The organism is Psychrobacter sp. UBA5136 (assembly GCF_002414005.1).
Taxonomy (GTDB): domain Bacteria; phylum Pseudomonadota; class Gammaproteobacteria; order Pseudomonadales; family Moraxellaceae; genus Psychrobacter.
Genome location: NZ_DHYG01000009.1, coordinates 1 through 20,522 on the forward strand (window position 1 = coordinate 1; position 20,522 = coordinate 20,522).

General features: G+C 45.7%; 16 protein-coding genes and 2 pseudogenes. 7 read left to right on the plus strand and 11 right to left on the minus strand.

What is annotated here, in order from left to right; all coding sequences use genetic code 11:
• Positions 1–346, plus strand: a pseudogene (tuf, locus tag B4240_RS01270) (elongation factor Tu); the annotation flags it as partial.
• Between the two features lie 162 nt (positions 347–508).
• Entirely contained in the window at positions 509–997 is a 489-nt protein-coding gene (gene rimI / locus B4240_RS01275; protein WP_296236406.1) for a ribosomal protein S18-alanine N-acetyltransferase, read from the plus strand.
• Between the two features lie 26 nt (positions 998–1,023).
• Here the strand turns inward: rimI and B4240_RS01280 are convergent, their stop codons facing one another.
• From B4240_RS01280 to trxB, 3 genes are read right to left on the minus strand one after another with little or no spacing between them, the layout of a single operon-like run.
• On the minus strand, positions 1,024–1,461 hold the full coding sequence (locus tag B4240_RS01280; protein WP_296236407.1) for a MerR family transcriptional regulator: 438 nt from the start codon (positions 1,459–1,461) through the stop codon (positions 1,024–1,026).
• Positions 1,462–1,493: 32 nt separating this feature from the next.
• Positions 1,494–2,333 (minus strand): leucyl/phenylalanyl-tRNA--protein transferase, encoded by an 840-nt coding sequence (aat, locus tag B4240_RS01285; RefSeq protein ID WP_296236408.1) that lies wholly within the window; start codon positions 2,331–2,333, stop codon positions 1,494–1,496.
• The gene (gene trxB, locus B4240_RS01290; RefSeq protein WP_296236409.1) at positions 2,334–3,356 is read right to left on the minus strand and encodes a thioredoxin-disulfide reductase; all 1,023 of its coding nucleotides are present in this window, start codon (positions 3,354–3,356) and stop codon (positions 2,334–2,336) included.
• Between the two features lie 573 nt (positions 3,357–3,929).
• On the opposite strand from trxB, the gene B4240_RS01295 reads away from it, so the two are divergent.
• Positions 3,930–7,220, plus strand: coding sequence for a DNA translocase FtsK (locus tag B4240_RS01295; RefSeq protein WP_296236410.1), 3,291 nt, complete (start codon positions 3,930–3,932; stop codon positions 7,218–7,220).
• Between the two features lie 233 nt (positions 7,221–7,453).
• A complete protein-coding gene (locus tag B4240_RS01300; RefSeq protein WP_296236411.1) occupies positions 7,454–8,947 on the plus strand; it encodes an amidase in 1,494 nt (497 codons plus the stop codon).
• Positions 8,948–9,043: 96 nt separating this feature from the next.
• Here the strand turns inward: B4240_RS01300 and B4240_RS01305 are convergent, their stop codons facing one another.
• Both B4240_RS01305 and rlmH read right to left on the minus strand, forming a co-directional pair.
• Positions 9,044–9,964, minus strand: a complete 921-nt coding sequence (locus tag B4240_RS01305; RefSeq protein WP_296236412.1) for a DODA-type extradiol aromatic ring-opening family dioxygenase — start codon at positions 9,962–9,964, stop codon at positions 9,044–9,046.
• Positions 9,965–10,092: 128 nt separating this feature from the next.
• A complete protein-coding gene (gene rlmH, locus B4240_RS01310) occupies positions 10,093–10,581 on the minus strand; it encodes a 23S rRNA (pseudouridine(1915)-N(3))-methyltransferase RlmH (protein WP_296236413.1) in 489 nt (162 codons plus the stop codon).
• 274 nt (positions 10,582–10,855) lie between these two features.
• On the opposite strand from rlmH, the gene B4240_RS11540 reads away from it, so the two are divergent.
• Both B4240_RS11540 and B4240_RS11545 read left to right on the plus strand, forming a co-directional pair.
• Positions 10,856–11,077 (plus strand): hypothetical protein, encoded by a 222-nt coding sequence (locus tag B4240_RS11540; RefSeq protein ID WP_349679079.1) that lies wholly within the window; start codon positions 10,856–10,858, stop codon positions 11,075–11,077.
• Positions 11,078–11,095: 18 nt separating this feature from the next.
• Positions 11,096–11,302 (plus strand): annotated as a pseudogene (locus B4240_RS11545) (DUF2147 domain-containing protein); the annotation flags it as partial.
• A 204-nt stretch (positions 11,303–11,506) separates the two neighbouring features.
• On the opposite strand, the gene B4240_RS01320 reads toward B4240_RS11545, so the two are convergent.
• The 6 genes from B4240_RS01320 to dapC form a co-directional block, all read right to left on the minus strand.
• Positions 11,507–12,067, minus strand: a complete 561-nt coding sequence (locus B4240_RS01320) for a DUF421 domain-containing protein (RefSeq protein ID WP_296236414.1) — start codon at positions 12,065–12,067, stop codon at positions 11,507–11,509.
• Positions 12,068–12,176: 109 nt separating this feature from the next.
• Positions 12,177–12,710 (minus strand): ABZJ_00895 family protein, encoded by a 534-nt coding sequence (locus B4240_RS01325; protein ID WP_296236415.1) that lies wholly within the window; start codon positions 12,708–12,710, stop codon positions 12,177–12,179.
• Between the two features lie 119 nt (positions 12,711–12,829).
• Positions 12,830–14,914: a D-alanyl-D-alanine carboxypeptidase/D-alanyl-D-alanine-endopeptidase gene (locus tag B4240_RS01330; protein WP_296236416.1), complete on the minus strand. Its 2,085-nt coding sequence runs from the start codon at positions 14,912–14,914 to the stop codon at positions 12,830–12,832.
• A gap of 84 nt (positions 14,915–14,998) precedes the next feature.
• Positions 14,999–15,616, minus strand: a complete 618-nt coding sequence (locus tag B4240_RS01335; RefSeq protein ID WP_414707067.1) for a 3'-5' exonuclease — start codon at positions 15,614–15,616, stop codon at positions 14,999–15,001.
• 63 nt (positions 15,617–15,679) lie between these two features.
• Positions 15,680–17,710 carry a DUF294 nucleotidyltransferase-like domain-containing protein gene (locus B4240_RS01340; protein WP_296236418.1) on the minus strand — a complete coding sequence of 677 codons (2,031 nt, stop codon included), beginning with the start codon at positions 17,708–17,710 and terminating at the stop codon, positions 15,680–15,682.
• Positions 17,711–17,985: 275 nt separating this feature from the next.
• Complete coding sequence (gene dapC / locus B4240_RS01345) at positions 17,986–19,209, minus strand: succinyldiaminopimelate transaminase (protein WP_296236419.1); 1,224 nt, start codon at positions 19,207–19,209, stop codon at positions 17,986–17,988.
• Between the two features lie 551 nt (positions 19,210–19,760).
• Between dapC and B4240_RS01350 the strand changes: the two genes are divergently transcribed.
• Positions 19,761–20,429, plus strand: coding sequence for a hypothetical protein (locus tag B4240_RS01350; RefSeq protein ID WP_296236421.1), 669 nt, complete (start codon positions 19,761–19,763; stop codon positions 20,427–20,429).
• Positions 20,430–20,522 lie beyond the last annotated feature (93 nt).

Below are 20,522 nucleotides of genomic sequence, written 5' to 3' on the forward strand. Positions count from 1 at the left end.
TGGTACCAAACGTGAAGACGTTCAACGTGGCCAAGTACTAGCGAAGCCAGGTTCAATCACCCCGCACACCAAATTTGACGCCGAAGTATACGTATTGTCAAAAGAAGAAGGTGGTCGTCATACCCCATTCTTGAATGGCTATCGTCCACAGTTCTACTTCCGTACCACTGACGTCACTGGCGCAATCCAATTACAAGACGGTACCGAAATGGTAATGCCTGGTGACAACGTTGAGATGGGCGTTGAGCTTATCCACCCGATCGCTATGGACAAAGGTCTTCGCTTTGCTATCCGTGAAGGCGGCCGTACTGTAGGTGCTGGTGTTGTTGCAAACGTAAACGACTAATCATCGTACTTTCAGCCTCGGCTGATTGATGATGACAGCGTTAAAAAGCCATCCTGAAAGGGGTGGCTTTTTTTTACTTAAAATAAGAGATTAAACGCCAATAATCATAAATATTTACGCTAACATAGCCGCTATTGTATAAGAAAAATAAAAGGAAAAGCTGTGTTTATTATTGAGAAGCTGCCAGCAAACACGTTAGAGCTGGAAAAAATGGTTCATGCAGTAGCTGCTATCGAAGCACTCGTGCAGCCGCAAGACGTATGGACTTATCAAACGTTAATTGAAATGCTTGAACAAAACAATATTCATATGCTAGTTGTTTATAAACAAGGAGAGCCAATCACTGCTAATAAAGTGATTGGTTATTGTTTATACCAAGTGTTGTTTGAGCAAGCAGAGATATTGCGTATTGGCACCCATCCTGACTATCAGCGCCAAGGTATCGCCGCGCAAGTTTTTGCTGCGTTACATACAGAGCTGATGAATAATCAGGTAGATAGCTTATTGTTAGAAGTGCGAGCAGATAATGCGCCTGCGATTGCTTTATATGAGCAGCAACAATTTACCGTCATTCATAAGCGTACAGGCTATTATCAACTGCCGCATCAGCCAGCCGTTGATGCGTTGATTATGCAGCGTGTTTATCATTAAACACTGGTGAATTATGGCGGGGTTAATTACACTTGTGGCGGTATTTTCTTTTTACAGATATCAATATTGGAGAGATAATTCTCATCCATCTTCATGCGCTCAAGCACTTCAATGCGTTCAGCCAACATCTCTATCATCAAACTGATAGTTGCTTGTTGCTTTTTGACTTGCGCAAGTTTTTGCTGCGTGAGGCTTAGCTGCAAATCAATATCAAGCTGCCCATCGTAATAATCATTAAGGCTGTCTTTGATTTCAGTCAAGGTAAAACCGATGGCTTGCGCGCTTTTAATCAGTTCGATACGCTCGACGCACTCGGGATGAAACTCGGTATAAAGCCGTGAGCCTGCTTGGCGTTTACGAGATTTCAATAATCCCAATTGATCATAATGACGAATCGTATCTTTGGTGGTATTGGCCTTTGCCGCCAGTGTGCCGATAAGTAAAAATGCTGTATCAGGTGCCATGATGACCTCGTAAGTAAAGAATCTAACTTACTTTATAGTTTTAATTGCCAAGGTTCTGGTTTATTAAGAAGAGAAACTGGTAAAGACTTATAAGCATCCTTTTGCCATTTAACGGCACGGCTGCCAATAAGAGTATCTAGCTCTAGCAAAAATTCAGCGCGTGGCAAGGTTTCAGCTCCCAAACTTAATAAATGCTCATTTGGCAACTGACAGTCTACTAATTTGACATTACTTTGAACGCATAAACGCATCAAGCCCCAAAAAGCAAGCTTTGAGGCATTCGATGCGACATGAAACATCGACTCGCCAAAATAAATGCCGCCTATTTTTAAGCCATATAAGCCGCCAATCAATTGCTGATTGTCATCCCAAACTTCAATACTATGGGCAAAGCCTTGGGCATGCAGCTTAGTATAAGCCTCAATCATCTCACTATGAATCCAAGTATGTTCGCCCTCGGGTAGCGTGTCATTGAAACCGTCACTACGCGGAAGGCTGCAAGCATGGATGACGTCATCGAAAGCATAGTTAAGAGTTATTTGCCAACGACTGCGCCCCGCTTGCTTGCGCAGCGATTTACTAGGTTTATAATCCGTTGGCACAATGACGCAGCGCGGCTCAGGACACCACCACGCGATAGGCTCATCTGCATTAAACCACGGAAATAGTCCCTGCGCATAAGCGGAAATCAGCGTTTCAGGCGCTAAATCACCGCCGATAGCAACGATGCCGATGCCATCAGAGTCAACCATTAACGGATCAGGGAAGTTATAACGCCCAAGACTTCTGATATTTTTACAAAAAGCCTCAGGTGTTATATCAGCCGCATTGGCATCAGTATCAATGCGGTCGTCTTTAGCAAAGTTGCTCATTTACGCTTCTTTATCTTCAGTCAATGTAGAGGCATAAGTGTGGTCGCGAGCAACGGTTTCGCCCATTGCATCCAAATATTTTTCGGCATCGAGCGCTGCCATACAGCCAGTACCCGCCGAGGTGATTGCTTGACGATAAACGTGATCGGCGACGTCACCTGCGGCAAATACGCCTTCGATACTGGTTTGGGTAGCATTGCCATTTAGACCGCTATTAACGATTAAATAGCCATCTTTCATGTCCAGCTGACCTTTGAATAAGTCTGTATTTGGTTTATGACCAATGGCGACAAACATGCCAAAAACGTCTAATTGCTTGGTGCTGCCATCAAGCATCGATTCGATGACCAAGCCATTGACGCCCATGTCATCGCCGACCACCTCGCGGACTTTATGGTTCCATTCGATTTTGACATTACCGTTTTTGGCTTTTTCAAACAGCTTATCTTGCAAGATTTTCTCAGCGCGTAGGCTGTCGCGGCGATGGACTAAGGTGACTTCAGAGGCGATATTTGATAAGTATAACGCTTCTTCAACGGCGGTATTACCTCCGCCAATAACGGCGACTTTTTGACCTTTATAAAAGAAGCCATCACAAGTGGCACAAGCTGATACGCCAAGGCCCCTAAATTTGCTTTCTGATTCTAAGCCCAAATACTGCGCAGAGGCGCCCGTTGAGATAATCAAGGCATCACACGTATAGCTGCCGTTATTACCGATTAGTGAAAAAGGACGCTCATTAAGATTGACATCATTGATGTGATCATAAACCAGCTCAGTACCAAAGCGCTCGGCATGGGCTTTCATACGATCCATCAGCGCAGGGCCCGTTAAGTCATGCGCATCGCCCGGCCAGTTGTCGACCTCGGTGGTGGTGGTTAGCTGCCCGCCAACCTCCAACCCTGTAACCATGACAGGTTTGAGATTAGCTCGCGCCGCATAGACCGCGGCGGCATAACCGGCAGGACCTGAGCCTAAAATAATCAGTTTTTCGTGGCGAGGAGCCGTGTTGTCAGTTGCCATAAAATTTCCTTGCTAGCTAAATGAAAATTGTAAAAATTAAAATAATAAAAAGGTGCCGAAAAAATGCTAAATGTTATAAAAGATACGCGCTAAAAGTCGCGATAAATAGGGTTTGTCTTAGTGCTGTGTGATAATAACATAAGGGCTGACGGCAAAAAGTGCAAGTTTGCTAAAATGAATATGGGTATCATTAGAATCAAAGCACGGTGTTTCTTTTATAGAGGGCTTACCATTATAAAAAACTTACTGTTATAGGGCGCTTATGATAAATCGGCACATGGCCATTTATTACGCAAACGTGTGGCTAATGTTAGATTAATAACCGCATTTTTTGCTAAAGCGCTCAACGATGCATTTTCTTATGCGCTTTCTTGCTAACACTGTCGCCACTACGCCTATGTATTTGTTATTATAAGAAGTTATGCGCGCGTAGTAGCGGTTCGACAATCTCTTAATTACATTGGCGCTCATCAGCAGGAAACCATGACAGCATGGTCAGCATGATTGGTTCTAATCATAAACTAGCAATCATTTGGTATTCATAACGAGTATTAACAACAAGGCAGATCTTACGTGATATCAGCACCACTTATTGAGTATTTAAAAAAGGGCGTATTTACCCTGCTTGGGCTAATACTGGCGGTTTATTTATTCGTCATCTTGATGACTTATACGGGTAATGATCCGAGCTGGTCGCACATCAGTAGTGACATGACCACCGTGAATAATATGGGCGGCGAGATGGGCGCGTGGCTGTCGGACTTGCTCTACAGCTTTTTTGGTTTTGGTGCCTGGTGGTTGCTGGCGTTTTTGGTTTATGAGTCGGTGCTGATTTGGTGGGACAATAAACCAACGTTTTGGTTATTGCGCTTGGTTGCCTATGTGTTTTTGCTATTGAGTGCCAGTGCCTTATTTGCGCAGTTGGTGGCGCTCGTGCAGCAAGTCGCGGACCCGATGACATCAGGACTCAAAGGGGTTGCTGGCGGCATTATTGGGCTTGAATTGCAGGCTCGTTTGGCGCAGCTGTTGTCACAGTGGGGCAGTGTGACATTTTTGACGGTGTTTGTCATTATTACCGCCACCTTTGCCTTTAATATTCATTGGCTGGCGATTTATGGGAAAATTAAGACATGGTCATGGCGCGACTCTAGAGCTAAAAACAACGATAGCAAACGCGACAATAGCAAACGAGACAACAGGCAAGCAGCTACTGCTGAACAGCTTATTGATGAAGGCGGTGCACACGGCGAAAAAACACCGCAAGAATACGAGCAATTGCCACTGGATTTAACGGCTGCTGACCATGGCAATCAGGCCCAAACAACAGATAAAAGTGGTCGTTTTAATAATGTATTGGCAGACTTTTTAGTGACGTCGGGGCTCGGTGCCAGCGTCAAAGCGTCTATATCAGCGGCGGCGGCAGCAGCCAATAACGCGGCGCAAGGTGAGCAATTACAAACGGCTGCTGCAAGCAATTTTACGCACGTTAACCAGCCTCAAGCGTCAACGTCTACTACAAGTCCTATTCCAGCTCCTGCGCGCAAAGTTGAACCAAGTTTTGCTTGGAATGATGCCGATACGGTCGATGATTTGTTGGCAAGCGAGGCCATTGCTGGGCAAGAGGCGTTTGTTTATGAGTCTGCTACAAATAAGCAAGGCTTAGATGCTCAGCCAATTAATGAATCTGATAATAATGGCTTCGACAATAATAAGTCTGCAACTGCGTCTAAGATTTCTAGTACAGATGAAACCACAAAAAGCGTCGATGCATTGGCGGATGCGTGGCTAGCAGAACATGCCGCTGTTCCCGTCACGCCTGAATTCACGCAAAATGAGCCGTTTATCGAAGCGCCAGTAGTAGAAACGACAGTTGCCGAGGAGCCAAGTCTAGTAGAGGATTCTTTAGATAATGACATTGATGATACGATGGAGGATTTTTCTGAAGCTTGGTCTATCGACGAAGCTGATTATTCAAATAATTCTGAGCCTTTAGTTCAAACTGAAGCAACTGAAACAACTGAAGTTACTGAAATAACTAAGGACTGGCGAACAGATAACGCTGCGGCAGTTGATGGAAGCCATGAAATTGATGAAGTCAGCGAAATTGCTGATATGACGCCGACCAACACACCGCCTGCCAATCCTACCAATCCTAAATTAGCGCCGACGGCAGATACTAGTACTTTAACGAAAAATACTACACCTGTGGCCGCTAAACCAACGGTAAGCTTTGCGGTGCCCGAAGGTGATAGCAGCAATCATATTACTGACATGATGCCAGATGATGAAGAGGCTCATGCGCCAGTGCTGCCCGATATTAGTGATGATGCGGCTTTTAGGCAAAAATCACGCTCGATGCAAACGGCCGCTTATCGCAGCAGTCTAACGCCTATTCCAGAGCTGTCGATTTTAGATAAGCCAGATCCTAATCGTAAGCCAAGCTATACGTTGGCGGAGCTTGAGCAGTTATCTGAATTATTAGAAATTAAGCTGCAAGAGTTTAATGTCAAAGCGGCGGTGGTTAATGCGATTCCAGGGCCAGTGGTAACGCGCTTTGAAGTAGAGCTTGCGCCTGGGGTTAAAGCCAGTAAGGTCACGGGCATTTCACGCGATTTGGCGCGTTCGCTATCGATGGCGTCCTTGCGTGTGGTCGAGGTCATCCCAGGTAAGCCGTATATCGGTATCGAAGTGCCCAACAAACAGCGTGAAATGGTGCGCTTGATTGAGCTATTAAATACGGAGAAATTTAAAGACCCCAAAGCGCAAATCAGCATGGCAATGGGTAAAGATATCGGCGGTAATCCGATTATTACCGACCTTGCGCGCGCGCCGCATATGCTCGTTGCGGGGACGACAGGCTCTGGTAAATCGGTCTTGGTCAACTCGATGCTGCTATCGATGTTGCTAAAATATACACCAAATGAGCTGCGCATGATTTTGATTGATCCAAAGCAGCTCGAGCTTGCTAATTATAATGATATTCCGCATCTGCTAACGCCCGTGGTCACCGATATGACCGAAGCCGCTAGCAGCTTGTCATGGTGCGTGGCGGAGATGGAGCGCCGTTATCAGCTGATGAGCTTGTTAAAAGTGCGTAAACTTAATGAGTTTAATAAAAAAGTCATCGCCGCCGAAAAAGCAGGCAAGCCCATGCTTGATCCTTTATGGCGGCCCAATGATAGTGTCAGCGTAAGCCAAGCGCCAAAGCTGAAAACCTTGCCGATGATTGTCATTGTCGCCGATGAGTTTGCCGATATGATTATGCAGGTGGGTAAGCAAGCTGAAGAGCTTATCACCCGTTTAGCGCAGAAATCGCGGGCTGCTGGTATTCACTTGATGCTTGCAACCCAGCGTCCGTCGGTTGACGTCATTACTGGCTTGATTAAAGCCAATATTCCCGTGCGTGCAGCACTGCGGGTAAACTCAAAGGTTGATTCTCGCACGATTTTGGATAGCGGCGGCGCAGAAGACATGCTTGGCAACGGTGATATGCTGTTTTTAGGGCCTGGCCAAATTGAGCCTGACCGTGTGCATGGTGCTTATGTCAGCGACGAAGAGGTCAACCGTGTTTGTGATGCGTGGCGGGAGCGCGGTGCGCCCGATTACATTGATAATATGGCTGGCAATTTTGAGTTATCGAGTCCGAGTAGCGGCGGTAGTGCGGCGAATGCGTCTGGCGAAGATGATGATTTATATAATGACGCAGTCGCCTTTATTATGGAAACGCGCAAAGTATCAGCGTCTAGTATCCAGCGTAAATTTAGCATTGGTTATAACCGCGCCGCGCGTATTGTCGACTCAATGGAAGAGGCTGGTTTGGTCAGCTCGATGGGCAAAAGTGGTAAGCGCGAGCTATTAATGTAGAGATTAATAGCTTTGATTAAATATTAAAAAGCGAGTGACGAAAGTGGCTCGCTTTTTTATAGGAAATAAAACAGCGCTAATACATAATAAATGACTACTTAGTTTACTTATCAATGATAAATCGTCATTTTTTATACTAAACTGGGGGTTGTTTATAAAACAAGTCGTTTATAAAACAAATAAGCACAAAGTGTAAAAAGTCTTAATTTATCACTCTCCAAGGAAGGGCAGTTATGTTTAAAGAATACACCCAGTATGATGCATTAGCGTTGGCAGCGTTGGTTAATGCAGGGGAAGTCAGCGCCAAAGAATTGTTAGATGCCGCCATCAATCAAGCCAATAAGCTTAATCCTAAATTAAACGCCATTATCCACCGCTTCGATGAGCGTGCCTACGCTGCTGCGCAAAAAGGCTTGCCAGCTGGCGTCTTTAACGGCGTACCTTATTTGCTCAAAGACCTATCGTTTCATTTTGAGGGTGAGCCGATTACCATGGGCAGTCGTAGCGTCAATGTCATGTCAGAAAGTGACAGCGAAATTGTCAAACGCATGAAAGCCACAGGCGTCAATACCTTTGGCAAAACCAATACGCCAGAATTTGGTTTGATTATTACCACTGAGCCCAAAGCGCACGGCGTCACGCATAATCCCTTTAAAAAAGGCTATAGCTCTGGTGGTTCATCAGGCGGTAGTGCCGCAGCCGTTTCAAGCGGTATCGTGCCGATGGCGGGCGCGGGCGATGGCGGTGGTTCGATACGTTTTCCGGCAGCTTGGTGCGGCGCCTTTGGATTTAAACCTAGCCGAGGCCGCAACCCCATGGGCCCAGAGCTTGGCGAAGGCTGGGAAGGGGCGGTCGCTGACCATGTGATTACGCGTAGTGTGCGTGATAGTGCGGCGATGCTTGATGCGACGAGCGGCGCGGAGATTGGTGCGCCTTATGTCATTGCGCCGCCCGATGGCACGTTTTTGCAAGCAGCGATGCGCGCGCCAAGACAATTAACCATCGCCCTGCATCAACAGCCACTGGTTGCCAATACCGAGGTCGATAAAGAAGTGCTTGCCGTACTAGAAAAAACGGCTAAGCAGCTAGAAGCGATGGGCCACCGCGTGGTACCAGCTGAGCCGAATATTAATACTGAGCAGTTTTGGCATGACTTTTTAGTGGTGGTCTGCGCCCATACCGCCTTTACCATTGACAATATCGAGCGCTGTTATGGCACGCAGCATATTCAAAACCTTGAGCCGCAAACTTATAATATGGCGATGCTTGGACGCTCATTGTCTGCCGTTGATTTGGCGCACGCTAAGCATGGCTGGCACGATAGCCAATACCAGACAGGCTTACTGCTTGAGACGTACGATATGATTTTGTGCCCAACCGTACCGACCCCTGCCGTCAAGCACGGCATGCTACCACCAAGCCGTATGGATGAGATGCTGATGCGTAGCGCAGGCCTGCTAAATAAAGGCTTTGATATGGGCAAATACGCTTTTAGCTCGGGCATGATTGAAAAGCTAAGCGCGCCAGTACTTGGTAAAATGGGCTTTACCATATTGGGTAATGTCACCGGCCTGCCAGCAATGTCGTTACCTGTCGGCATGAGCAAAAAAGGTTTGCCAATTGGTATGCAGCTGATCGGGCGCATGAACGATGAGACGACGCTATTTAGTATCGCGGGCGAGATGGAGCGGGCTGGCATGTTTACTAAACCCGCTTTTGAGAAGTAGGTTGATATTGTTAAAAGGAGTGTTGCTAAATGCCGTTTAGCAAAAGCGCTTTGATTAAAACACCTTTTGATTAAAGCACCTTAAACAAAACAGCATTTAGTCAAAGCGATAAATATCCATACCCAAACTGTGGTGCGCCATGCTTTGATGCACCACAGAAACGCGCTGACCCGCGCCTAAGGCAAAGAATAACGGCAATAGGTGCTCATCGCTTGGGTGAATGTCGCGAAAATTAGGATATTGCTGCCAATCTAAGGCGCTTGGAATGTCTGTTTTAAGCTGCTGTAATAACCAAACTTTAAAGTCTTTGGCTGCTGTATCGATACTTTCTGCTTGCCAACGTAAGGCTTGCAAGTTATGGGTGATATTGCCCGAGCCAATTAAAAGAACTTGCTCGGCGCGTAATTGCGCCAGTTGCGCGCCCAACTGGTAGCAGGCGATGCTGTCGTAATGACGCGGCAAGGATATTTGTACAATAGGAATATCGGCCTGCGGATACAAATGTAACAGGGGCGCCCATACCCCGTGATCACTAACACGTAAAGGGTTTACGCGGCAGGTGATACCGCGTGCTGTCAGCTGCTGTGCTAGGGTTTCGGCAAGCGCTGGCTGACCCGCTGCTGGATACTGCAAATCATAAAGCTCTGGCGCAAAACCTGAAAAATCATGCCATGTCTTTGGCTGCGGATTGCTGCTGATTTCAAGCTTAGCAGATTGCCAATGCGCCGACATAATGACGATGGCGCGCGGCTTAGGTAGGTTTTGACCGATACGTGCTAATGCGCTAGTGGTCGCCGACTGCTCGATGGCAAGCGTTGGCGCACCATGCGAGATAAACAGCGCGGGCAGGGTGGTAATCTTTGAGGGTGTTACGGCTTTTGATACCGCAGGCGCATCTGCCCAAGCAGCCGCTGCGGTAATTGGCACGGGCTTTGATGTGGTCATATTGTGGCGTTTGCCATCATTTTGCAGATGAGCAATCGCAGCTTTAGGTGTTGCAGGTTTAGGATATTTCATGGTGCATTTATTAGGGCGCGCGCCTATATTTCAATCTGTTTTGCTATCGCGTTTGCTACTGTTTTTTATATAGCGTGGCTTGCCTTTTATAGCAAGCAACCATTTTTTTAATGGTTTTTTATAAAGGTTTAATTACCGCGATGATAAGGATGGTTGTGATTGATACTCATCGCACGGTACAGCTGCTCCATTAATACCACACGCACCAATGGATGCGGCAGCGTCAGCGCAGATAACGACCATTTTACATCGGCTTTTGCCAACACTTCTGGCGATACGCCATCAGCGCCGCCGATAACCAGCGCAATATCATCGCCTTGCTGCATACCAGTGGCCAACTTGTCAGCCAACCCTTCGGTAGAGAGCATTTTGCCCTTTACATCCAGCACCCACAATTGCTCACGGCCAGCGGCGGCATGAGCGGCTAATATTGCCTGACCTTCTTGCTCGCGGTACTGCGCCAAATTGGCATCCGAGGGGTTTTTAGCCCGTTTTGCCGCAGCAATTTCTACGATTTCGGTACTTAGCATAGGCTGAATACGTTTGAAGTATTCATCAAAACCGCTTTGTACCCACTTGGGCATTTTATTGCCGACGGTTAATATTCTTACTTTCATAGACATACCACTTGATATTAAATTAAATGTAACAAAAAAAATCTGCGCTTAAGTTATTGTAACAAACTGACCTTTTACAAAGCGTGTTTTTATGCTTTACTAGCATTTGACAAACAGTTGTTCTTTATTGTATTAATTTTGCCTGTTAGGAATTTATCAGTAATAACGTAACGGACAATATTGGAAGGTCTTTATGCTGTAAGGTCTGTATGATAAAGCAAAAGAGTGCTTGTAACAGATCGCTTGAAATATTTTTAAACGAAAGGAGTCGTTCATGAACCGCACTATATCAAGTCTTCTAATCCTTGGCGCAGGGGCGCTGCTCTCTACCTCTGTGTTTGCAGCCTCTTTAAATGGGTCGCAGTGGCAAACCATCGATGATAAAACGGGTGAAAAAAAAGCCATTATTCAATTAACAGAAAACGGTGGTAAAGTCTCAGGAAAAATCATTAAGGTGCTCAATAAAGACAAAGCAGACGCGCTGTGCACCAAATGACCTGGTAGCCTAAAAAACAAACCGGTTGAAGGTTTGCAGATATTGTCAGGCTTAAAAGCAGACGGTAATAACCAATGGAGTGACGGTAAGCTGGTCGACCCTGAATCCGGAAAAACCTACTCTGGCAAGATTACGTTAAGTGATAATGGTCAAAGCTTAAAACTACGCGGCTATGTTGGTAGCCCAATCTTTGGGCGCTCGCAAACGTGGCAGCGGATTAAGTAATTTTTGTCACTGTGCTCATAAAAACAAAAGGATAGCGGATGGATACTGGCTATCCTTTTTTAATGTTTTAGTTTTGACGCATTTATCTTAAAACACTATATCAACGCTACAGTTATCATTTTAAAGACATCATTCCCATAACTGTTTCTAGTATTTTCATTTTGAAGCGCTCAAACCCCATGTTAAAGCGCTCACACCTTTTTTCTAACCATCATTTGTCATCAGCGGCTTAATCGTTTCTGATATGGTGTTATCTGCCAGTTGGTTGTCATTTTTATTGGTGGATGCCGTAGGTTTTTGAATAATCGTCAACGTAGCATCCGACTCAAGTATAATTGCTTCGATGACATCGAAACTGTTTATTCCTTTAGAGCGCATCGCACTTTCAAGCTCTTGACGCGTCAGACGCTCAGCGCGCATGGCCTCTGGCAAGTATTGCCCTTGATAAAAAACAATCCGCGGCTCCGATAAGATAAGACGACCAAAATCTGGGAACATAGAGGAGCATTTGGTCACTAAAAACTGGAGAAAATATAAAGTCACGATAGCGGCGCTACCTTCGATAAACGGGACTTCTTTGCGCAAAATCGTACCGGCGCTCAAGGAGCCGATCATTACCGTCACAATCCAGTCGAAGTTATTGAGCTGGGAGGTCGAGCGTTTGCCAAAAACCTTGGTAACTAACACAATTAGAATATACACCATGATCGCGGTTAGAATGATGCGTCCAAGTTTTTCTACATTGTCAAAAAGCAGCATGTCCATAAGCCAGATTCCTATCAATCCTATAAAACTGCCCTAGGTTATCTCATCTAGGCTATCTCATCTAGGTTATCTCACTGAGCATCTAATCGCGGCAGGCGCTCAAAGCGTTTTACGCTTGGCGGCTAGGTTTAGGGTCAAGGAGACGATTGATCAATAAAATGCTAATACGCGCGCTGACTAAGCTGAGCACCAATATCATCACCAATGCCGAAAGTAGAGGTAGCGGCTGCTGCATAGCCATCTCAGTTAATACCTCACGGCTCACCGCATCAAATAAAAACACCCATATCCCTAAAAAATAAATTATCGTCAGCAGCCAAACCACCGCCACGCCGCCAGCCGTTAAGCGATTGATTTCCCTTTTATCTAGGCCGCGCTGTTGATGTTTAACAAATTTATGCACCGCGATATAAGCGGCGACGATGATAGAGAGCACAGTGACCAGCTGTGAGTTTAAGGCGACTTTGGTTTGAAGCATCATAAATATGGCGCTGGCAAGCGTGTAACCAATGGCAAAGTAGCCAATATACTGCCCCATGTTAGGTTGTGTTGGTTTTGGTATAGTAGGCAGCGTATTACTTCCCGACAGACCGTCTTTTGACAGCCTAGGAGACTTGCTAAGCTGCATGGGTTTGCGTGACATAAAATGACCTTTATAAAGGAAAAGCATAGGGTTATTAAAACATAGTAAGCATGAACGCCACTTTTTATCAATGTTTTCTTGCTATCAACTTTTTTTTTACTATCAACGTTTTCTTGCTATCAATGCTGCGCCGTCCAATCTAACATGGTATCTAACACGGTGCGGGCACTATAAGCGTTAAGTGCTTGATCCGTATTAATCAGCCCGACCACCACATAATCCTGTCCAGACAAGCCTTTAACATAGCCTGCCATCGAGGTGACATTATTTAAGGTGCCGGTTTTTATCCAAGCGCGACCGATGGCTTGCGATTTTGGCAAGCGGTCACTATGAGCGCTAATCGTACCGCTGACGCCGGCAATACCTAGTGAGCTGACATAAGCATCAAAGCTCGGTTGCTTATAAGCGTAGGTCAACAGCTCGCTTAAATTGGCGGCACTGATGCTACAGTCGCGGCAAAGCCCTGAGCCATTGGTCAGATGCGGCGGCGGGGTAGTCAGGTTGGCCTGCCACCATTGATTAATCGTTTGTAGCGCTTGCGGATAGCTGATTGCTTTTGGCTGACCAAATTGATATAGGCTGGTTGCTTGATGATTACCTACTTTACCCGTATTAGCACTTTCTTTATTAGCATCTTTTTTATTAAGATCTGTTTTATAAGCACCTACAGATAACGCTACTTGTTCGGTCATCACGTTGTTAGAAAAGTGATTGATATCATAAATCTGCTGAGTAAGGTTTAAAGAAGGATAGCTGACAATGGGTAAGGGTGACACTGCAATAGCTGCCAAACCATGTGGCGATTTGGCCTGTTTATTGGCAGTGTTATGGGCACTATAGGGCATCTCTTGGCTGATGACCTTGCCGCTTAAGGTATTACCAAGCGATTGCCATTTAGACGCAATGACGCGGGCGGCAAAATCTTTGGCGTCAGGGTAGGCGACATAAAAGGCATGCTCACCGCAGCTGTCTGGTAAATTGGTATTGAGCGTCAATCGCGCCGTTTGCCACTGCGGCGCAATGCTATAGCGCGCTTGACCGCAGGCAGCCGAGCGTATATTTATCATACTTGGCAATTGATAGTTGGCCAATTGCGGCGTATAGGTCAGCTGCGCGCGCGTATTGTCTAGGGGATAGCTTTGGATACCAACAGTGCTAAAATTGACCAAAAAACCATCGGGGCTGGCGTTATAAGGGCGTAGCGGCGAGTTATCAAAGGCGGCAGGGTCTTTGGTGACATTTTTAAAGATGGCACTATCAACAATAATATCGCCGTTGATATGACGGATACTCGATTTTTGCACTTTATAAAGCAATTGCTGCAAGCGCTCGTGGGTCATTTTTGGGTCGCCACTGCCTTGGATAATCAAGTCGCCATAGAGCTTATCGCCAATAATAATACCAGTATGATAAACGCGGGTATGCCAAACAAAGTCAGCGCCCAAAGTGTCTAACGCAATAAAGCTTGGCACCAGTTTCATGGTGCTGGCAGGCGTGCGCGCAATATCGGCTTGATGGCTTAACAATGGTGAAAAAGAGATGTTAATAGCGGCATTGTTATTTTGGGGTTTAGCGCTGTTTTTTTTGCCGCTTTCATTAGCATTACCGCTAACATGGTTATGACGATTTTTAGCACTTACTAAAGCATTATCGGGCAGTAGCGATGGGATGCTCTCTAAACTTTGATAAGTATAAGGATCATCAGTATAAGCATGCAGCTGTCTGGCGTGCGCTTTAATGGTTTGTTTTTCAATCGTGATCAATGTGCTTTGGTGCACGGTAATTTCTTTAGCGTTATCATTAGCACTAGCATTATTGTTTTTAAGCGCTTGCTTTTCTATACTTTCAAGTCTAGCAGCGCCATCGTCAGTATTTAACGATTTTGGCGGATTATCCTTAGTGCTATCAATCACCTGAATGGGCGCGGGCAAACGACTGGCGTTTTTATCACCGACTGGGGCGATGACAATACTAATATCAGCGGCGCTTAAGTTTGCACGCGTAAGCGCCGACTGTATCGCTTCTGGCAAGACGGCTTGAGCGTACAGCGGCGTCAGCAGAGCACTGACCAGTAAGGCGAGCGTTGATAAACATTTGGCAGGTTGATTTAGCGTGCTTAGCTGTTTATTAAATAAATGCTTATTAAAAGGCGTTAATCTGGCAATGGTGCTAGGGTGGTTATCGGTTTTAGAAATGAGTAGCATGAGTGGTCTATCATCAGGTGGCAAAAACAGCCTATGGTAACATGAGTTGCGCTATTCGCGTAGCGTCAGCGTTTTTAGGTAGGTTCAGCGCTCGCGCAGATGTAAAAACGCCATTGCCGTCATAATGGCATCGTTATAGGCATCATGCGTGCCAAGCTCAGGAATCTCATAATGCGCTAAAATGTTGCTCAAATGCTGCGATTGATTGGGTATGCCCTGCGTACGATCGCCCATACGCCGACTATATAATTGCCGTATATCAATAACCCTATTCGGTAACGCCGTGCCCATATAGCGCTTGACCAAAGGATTTAAAAACCCTATATCTATCTGCGGGCAAAACCCAACTATCGGTCGATTGTCGATAAAGGGCAGTAGTAACGCCAGCATCTCATCGTAGCTCATACCACGCTCGACATCGGCAGTGCGCAGCCCATGAATCACAATGGTATCGCGGGTAGGCATCACCGGCGGCCGGCAAACCAGATGCAGACCATTACCCGTATTAATGCTATCACCATTGATATGAATGGCGGCAACAGACAGCAGATGATGCTTTTTTGGGTTAAGCCCCGTCATCTCGCAGTCAATTGCGACCCATTTATCAGCCAAAGGTTTATCAAACATCGATGCCAACTCAGGGCGCTGCAAGTGGGACTTTTGCCAATTGGATGACAACTGTTTTAGCCAACGCATCCTAATTTGCTCCCTTTTTGCTTCCCTTGTTTTGCTAAATGTTGACCAAGTTGCTTTAATCAAGTTGCTTTAATTAAATTCTAGCTGATAATGGCGACTCAGTTGACCTTTAAAGCTTTTGACCACGGCCAAACACTCTTTTAATAAATCTCGCTCAAGTGCCGATAACGTGGTCGGATCAACTTGCCGCGCATGCTTATCCTCTGTCGATAGCGCCACGGACAAACGCTGCGCCATAAAAAACTCTAACGCTTCAAGTAAGGTGTCCGCGCGCTGCTGGGTCAAGGCGCGTACTTGCACCAAGGCTTTTAGGCGCCCTTTGCTGCTCGGCGTAGCAAAAATATCGTTTTCTAATGCCAAGATACGAATACCATGGACCAGTGGAAAAATACCAGCCTTTTTAAGGTCGATGTCATAAGTGCTTGGTTTACCGCTCAGGCGCGGCAAAAACTTTTGCCACCATTGACTGACATCGCCAAATTGTAGAGCAGCACGAGCGAACTGGCGTACAAACATGAGATCTGATTGGCGATGGGCAATTTTTAAATGTTCGCGCACATCGGTCAGTAGCGCCTCATCGCCGCAGACGTATTCGCCATCGAATAGGGCCGATAAATAAACACTGTGTAGCGGGACGGTGTTTTTAAACCATAAGCTAATTTGCGCTTTAAACTGCTTGAGCGGCTGCCGCCACAGCGGATTGGTCATCATGATATTGCCATCGCATAGCGGATAACCCAGCTCTGCCAAGTGGTTGTTAAAGGTGTCAGCAAATTGTGCTAAGTCAGGATGGGTAAAGCCATCACGGATAATCAGCGCATTGTCTTGGTCAGTACGCATGATTTGCTCGCCGCGACCCTCTGAACCCATGACGATGACGCAGGTGTTTGTCATCACTTCCTCAGGCACGATAAGTTGCCATAGTTTGGTAAAGACTTGCGCATTGAGCGTTTGTACCATGCGGCTGACGTTGCCGATTTTTACCCCGTTTTGATGCTGCGCGCGGATATAACGTCCGATCAGCTCTACCGCGGTAGCTAAGTTTGGCAAGTCTTTTGCTTGTTCAATCTGAATACTAATCAATTGGGAATGATGGCCAATATGAGCAAGCATGTCGCTTTGCCCAAGCACGCCTGCCACCTCGCCATTGGCATCAATGACGGGCAGCCTATGGATACGGTAGCGGGTCATGGTCAATAGCGCATCGCCAATCTCAGCGTCGGCATCGATGGTGCGCAGATTAAAGTTCGCGTAGCGCTGGCAGGGTGTGCTAGCAGGATTTTGCTGGTCACTCACAGCGCGGCAGATATCGGTATCGGTTAACATGCCCAAACGATGACCAAGATCGCTGCTAGGTGGGTGAGATTTGCCATCACTTTGCGTTTGGGTGTTGTTTGATTCCAGCGATTGCGTATCGTCCAATTGCTCCAGCGCTTGCACCAATACATGCTTAAGGCCGGCCTTGGTCATGATGTGCGCCGCTTCATATAAGCTCCTATTGGCATCAATGATATGCACGGGCAATAAGCTCACCTCAATCACGGGCTGCAGCATGATTTGCTGTACTTCTTGCTGCTCGTTATAGCCATGATAGCTAGCCTCTAAGCTTTGCCCACTACGCCGCTGCTGCAATGCCTTTAATCGCTCAGGTAACTCTTCTGATAATAGCTGGCGCACCAAATGATTCTGCGCACTGATTTTGTCAACCGCTGCGCCATTTACTTGCAGGAGCAGCGTGTCTTCAACAGCCCGAAACTGATACGGCGATATCGTGTTTTTGTTTGTAGATGCGCCACTGGTTAGGATATTGTTTTTTTGCATACCCTCTTTTGTGAGTGATTCTGGTAGCCGCCGACTGTCAAACCAATCGTTGTTATTAAGATGATCGGTATGATTGCTGCCTAGATAAGCCGCGACAAACTCGCCATCAAGCAGCTGCTCAATTTGTCCTTTGAGAACCACATAAAAGTATTGCAAATCGTCCGCAGGCAAGCACTCGTCTTTAGCAAGATAACGGATTTGGGCATTTTTTCTGATACTTTGGCGTTCAGCGGCGCTTAACACATCAAAGGGCGGCTGGGTAAAATCAAGATGGGGCATGGCATCATCCTTGATGGCACATTTGACAAAAAGCTTAGGAGCAGGCGTTTTATTAATAATAAACAAGTCAAAAAAAAGTCGCGTTACGTTTAATATAGCACTATTTAGAAGAAAGCATGAGTAAGAAACCGCCAATAACCACAATACTATTATGGTTATTGGCGGTTTTCTGATACTATGTTGGCTATCAGCAATTATTTAGCCCCAAACGCTTAAACCTCTTGTTTGTTTTTAAACCAATTTTTGAGCAATATTTTAACTTTTAAGATAAATAGTTAAGCACCAAGCAATTGACGAATACGGCTAATCGCTTCGCGGCTTTCTTCAACGCTAGCAACCAAGGCGATACGCACATAACCTTGCCCAGGATTTTTACCATCGACCTCGCGTGACAAATAACGCCCAGCCAGCGCGTGGATGTTTGCCTGCTCATATAAGGCTTTGACAAAGATTTCGTCGTCGCCATTAAACTGCTCAGGCACTTTTACCCAAAAGTAAAATCCAGCCTTTGGCATACGTAAATCAAGTAATTCGCCAAGCTCTGACATCCATAAGGCAAATTTTTCTTGATAGAGTGCGCGATTTTGCGCCACGTGTTTTTCATCTTCCCAAGCGGCGATGGAGGCAAGCTGATGCGGTATTGGCATCGCGCAGCCTTGATAGGTGCGATATTGTAGATAAGCCTGCAATATATCGGCGTCACCGGCTACAAAGCCTGAACGCAGACCGGGCAAGTTTGAGCGTTTGGATAAAGAATGAAATACCACGCAATTTTTAAAGTCATGGCGACCGAGGGCTGCACAAGCTTGCAATAAACCAACCGGCGCGCTATCAAAATACAGCTCGCTATAACACTCGTCACTGGCAATGATAAAGCCATATTGGTCTGATAAACGAAATAGGTGCTCCCAGTCGTCCATGGTCATCACTGAACCCGTAGGATTGTTCGGGCTACAGATAAACAGGAGCTGCGTGCGCGTCCATACGTCTTTTGGCACCGCGCGGTAGTCACCTTTAAAATCATTATCGCTTGTGCATGGCATAAAATACGGCGCCGCTTGCGCCAGTATCGCCGCGCCCTCGTATATCTGATAAAACGGATTGGGCATGACTATGGTAGGCGGTTGATCGGCAGTTTCGACTACTATTTCTGTCTGAGGATGGTCAATAACGGCTTGTACTAAGCTAAAAATCGCCTCGCGCGTGCCCATCACGGGCAATACTTGGGTGTGGGGATCAACATGGTTTAAAAAGAAGCGCTTCTCTAACCAGTGAGCAATGGTTTGGCGCAGCTCAAACAGGCCATTTGTGCTTGGATATTGGCTTATTTTGTCCAAGTTTTCGCGTAATACGTCCAACACAAAGGCGGGCGGCGCATGTTTTGGTTCACCGATACCAAGCTTAATTTCGCTGTAATTAAGGGCTGGCGTACTATCGGCAAGCAAGGTTGCCATCTTAGCGAACGGGTAAGGGTGCAGCGACGTTAAGTTGTGATTCATAAGTAGGCTAACTATAATAGACAATTAATAATAAAGTTATAAAGAAAAATTACATTTGAGCAGTGTAGCACTTCTCTTATTTTTTGTCTTTTTCTTCTTATGCTTATCATTGTTACTCCAAATCCCAGTGAAAAGCAGCGGTCGAAAGCGACTTATAGTCCGTTCAAAATAAAATCGATACGGTAGTAGTTATGGGCGACTGATATAAATTTTCCTTGCTTGCTGCTATCACAGAGGCTACGAAAAATTCATTCCAGTCGCCCTGTATCTGTTTAAAGTGAAACCGCTATAGATAGTCGTTTTAATAACGGCGTGTTTTGAGCCACCATCAATTTTTATTGTGCTGCTAAGCATTGTTTATACTAAGTGTTGTTTAAACTAAGTGTTGTTTAAACTAAGTGTTGTTTAAACTAAGTGGTGTTTAAATTAAGTGTTGCTCCTACTAAGCACTGATTCTACTAAGCACTGATAAAACTGAAGTGGTGTAATTTTTAACCAAGCAAAAAATAACTGTCAGTAATAACGATAGATTAGTTTAAGGATACCTTGATATGTCTAGTGTTTTAAAAACTGATGAGCGCGGCGCTACAGATATCAATGAGCAACAATTTGATGGCAACCAGCGCGCTGAGTTGTACGAGCAACTCATACAGCGCGAGCATAGTTGGTGGCAGACGCGTCAGCAGCTGATTTTGTTAAAAGAGCGCCAGATGTTTTGGTTTGGGGACAACAGTTTGATGATGTGGCTGCTTTGGCAATTGGTCAGCTACGTCGTGGTGGCACTGATACTCATGCTGCTTAGCAGGCTGTTAAATATGTCATTGCCTTTGTGGCAATATATCACCTTATTTGCCATACAAACGCTGATTTTTATCGTCATGCTAGGGTTTAAAGGTCGATTTGCCAATCATTTGCAAAGTAAAATCAATCAGGCCGATGTGCTGCGTGAAGAAGTGTTAAATGAGATGACGATTTTGGCCGCCGACACTCTCTATCGTGACGTGCATGCCAAGGCACCGATTTCTTTACAACAAATCTATGAATACTACGATGCAGAATTTCATCTAGCAAGTTTGCAGCGCTTGCTCCAAAAAGAAGTCGATGCTGGGCGCTTGATGCTCGGGCAGCGGCAACTAGAAGCAGAGATTTTACCGTTAGAGCTTGCCGATGATGAGTTAAAAGAGCATGCAAGCGAGATGATATATAAAAGCGTGATATAAAGTGGACTATTTATAAAAGTTATTTGTTAAATATCTGCTGTAAAAATTACCTTTTGTCTTATAAAAAACGCTTTATCGTTAGAGAATGAATGA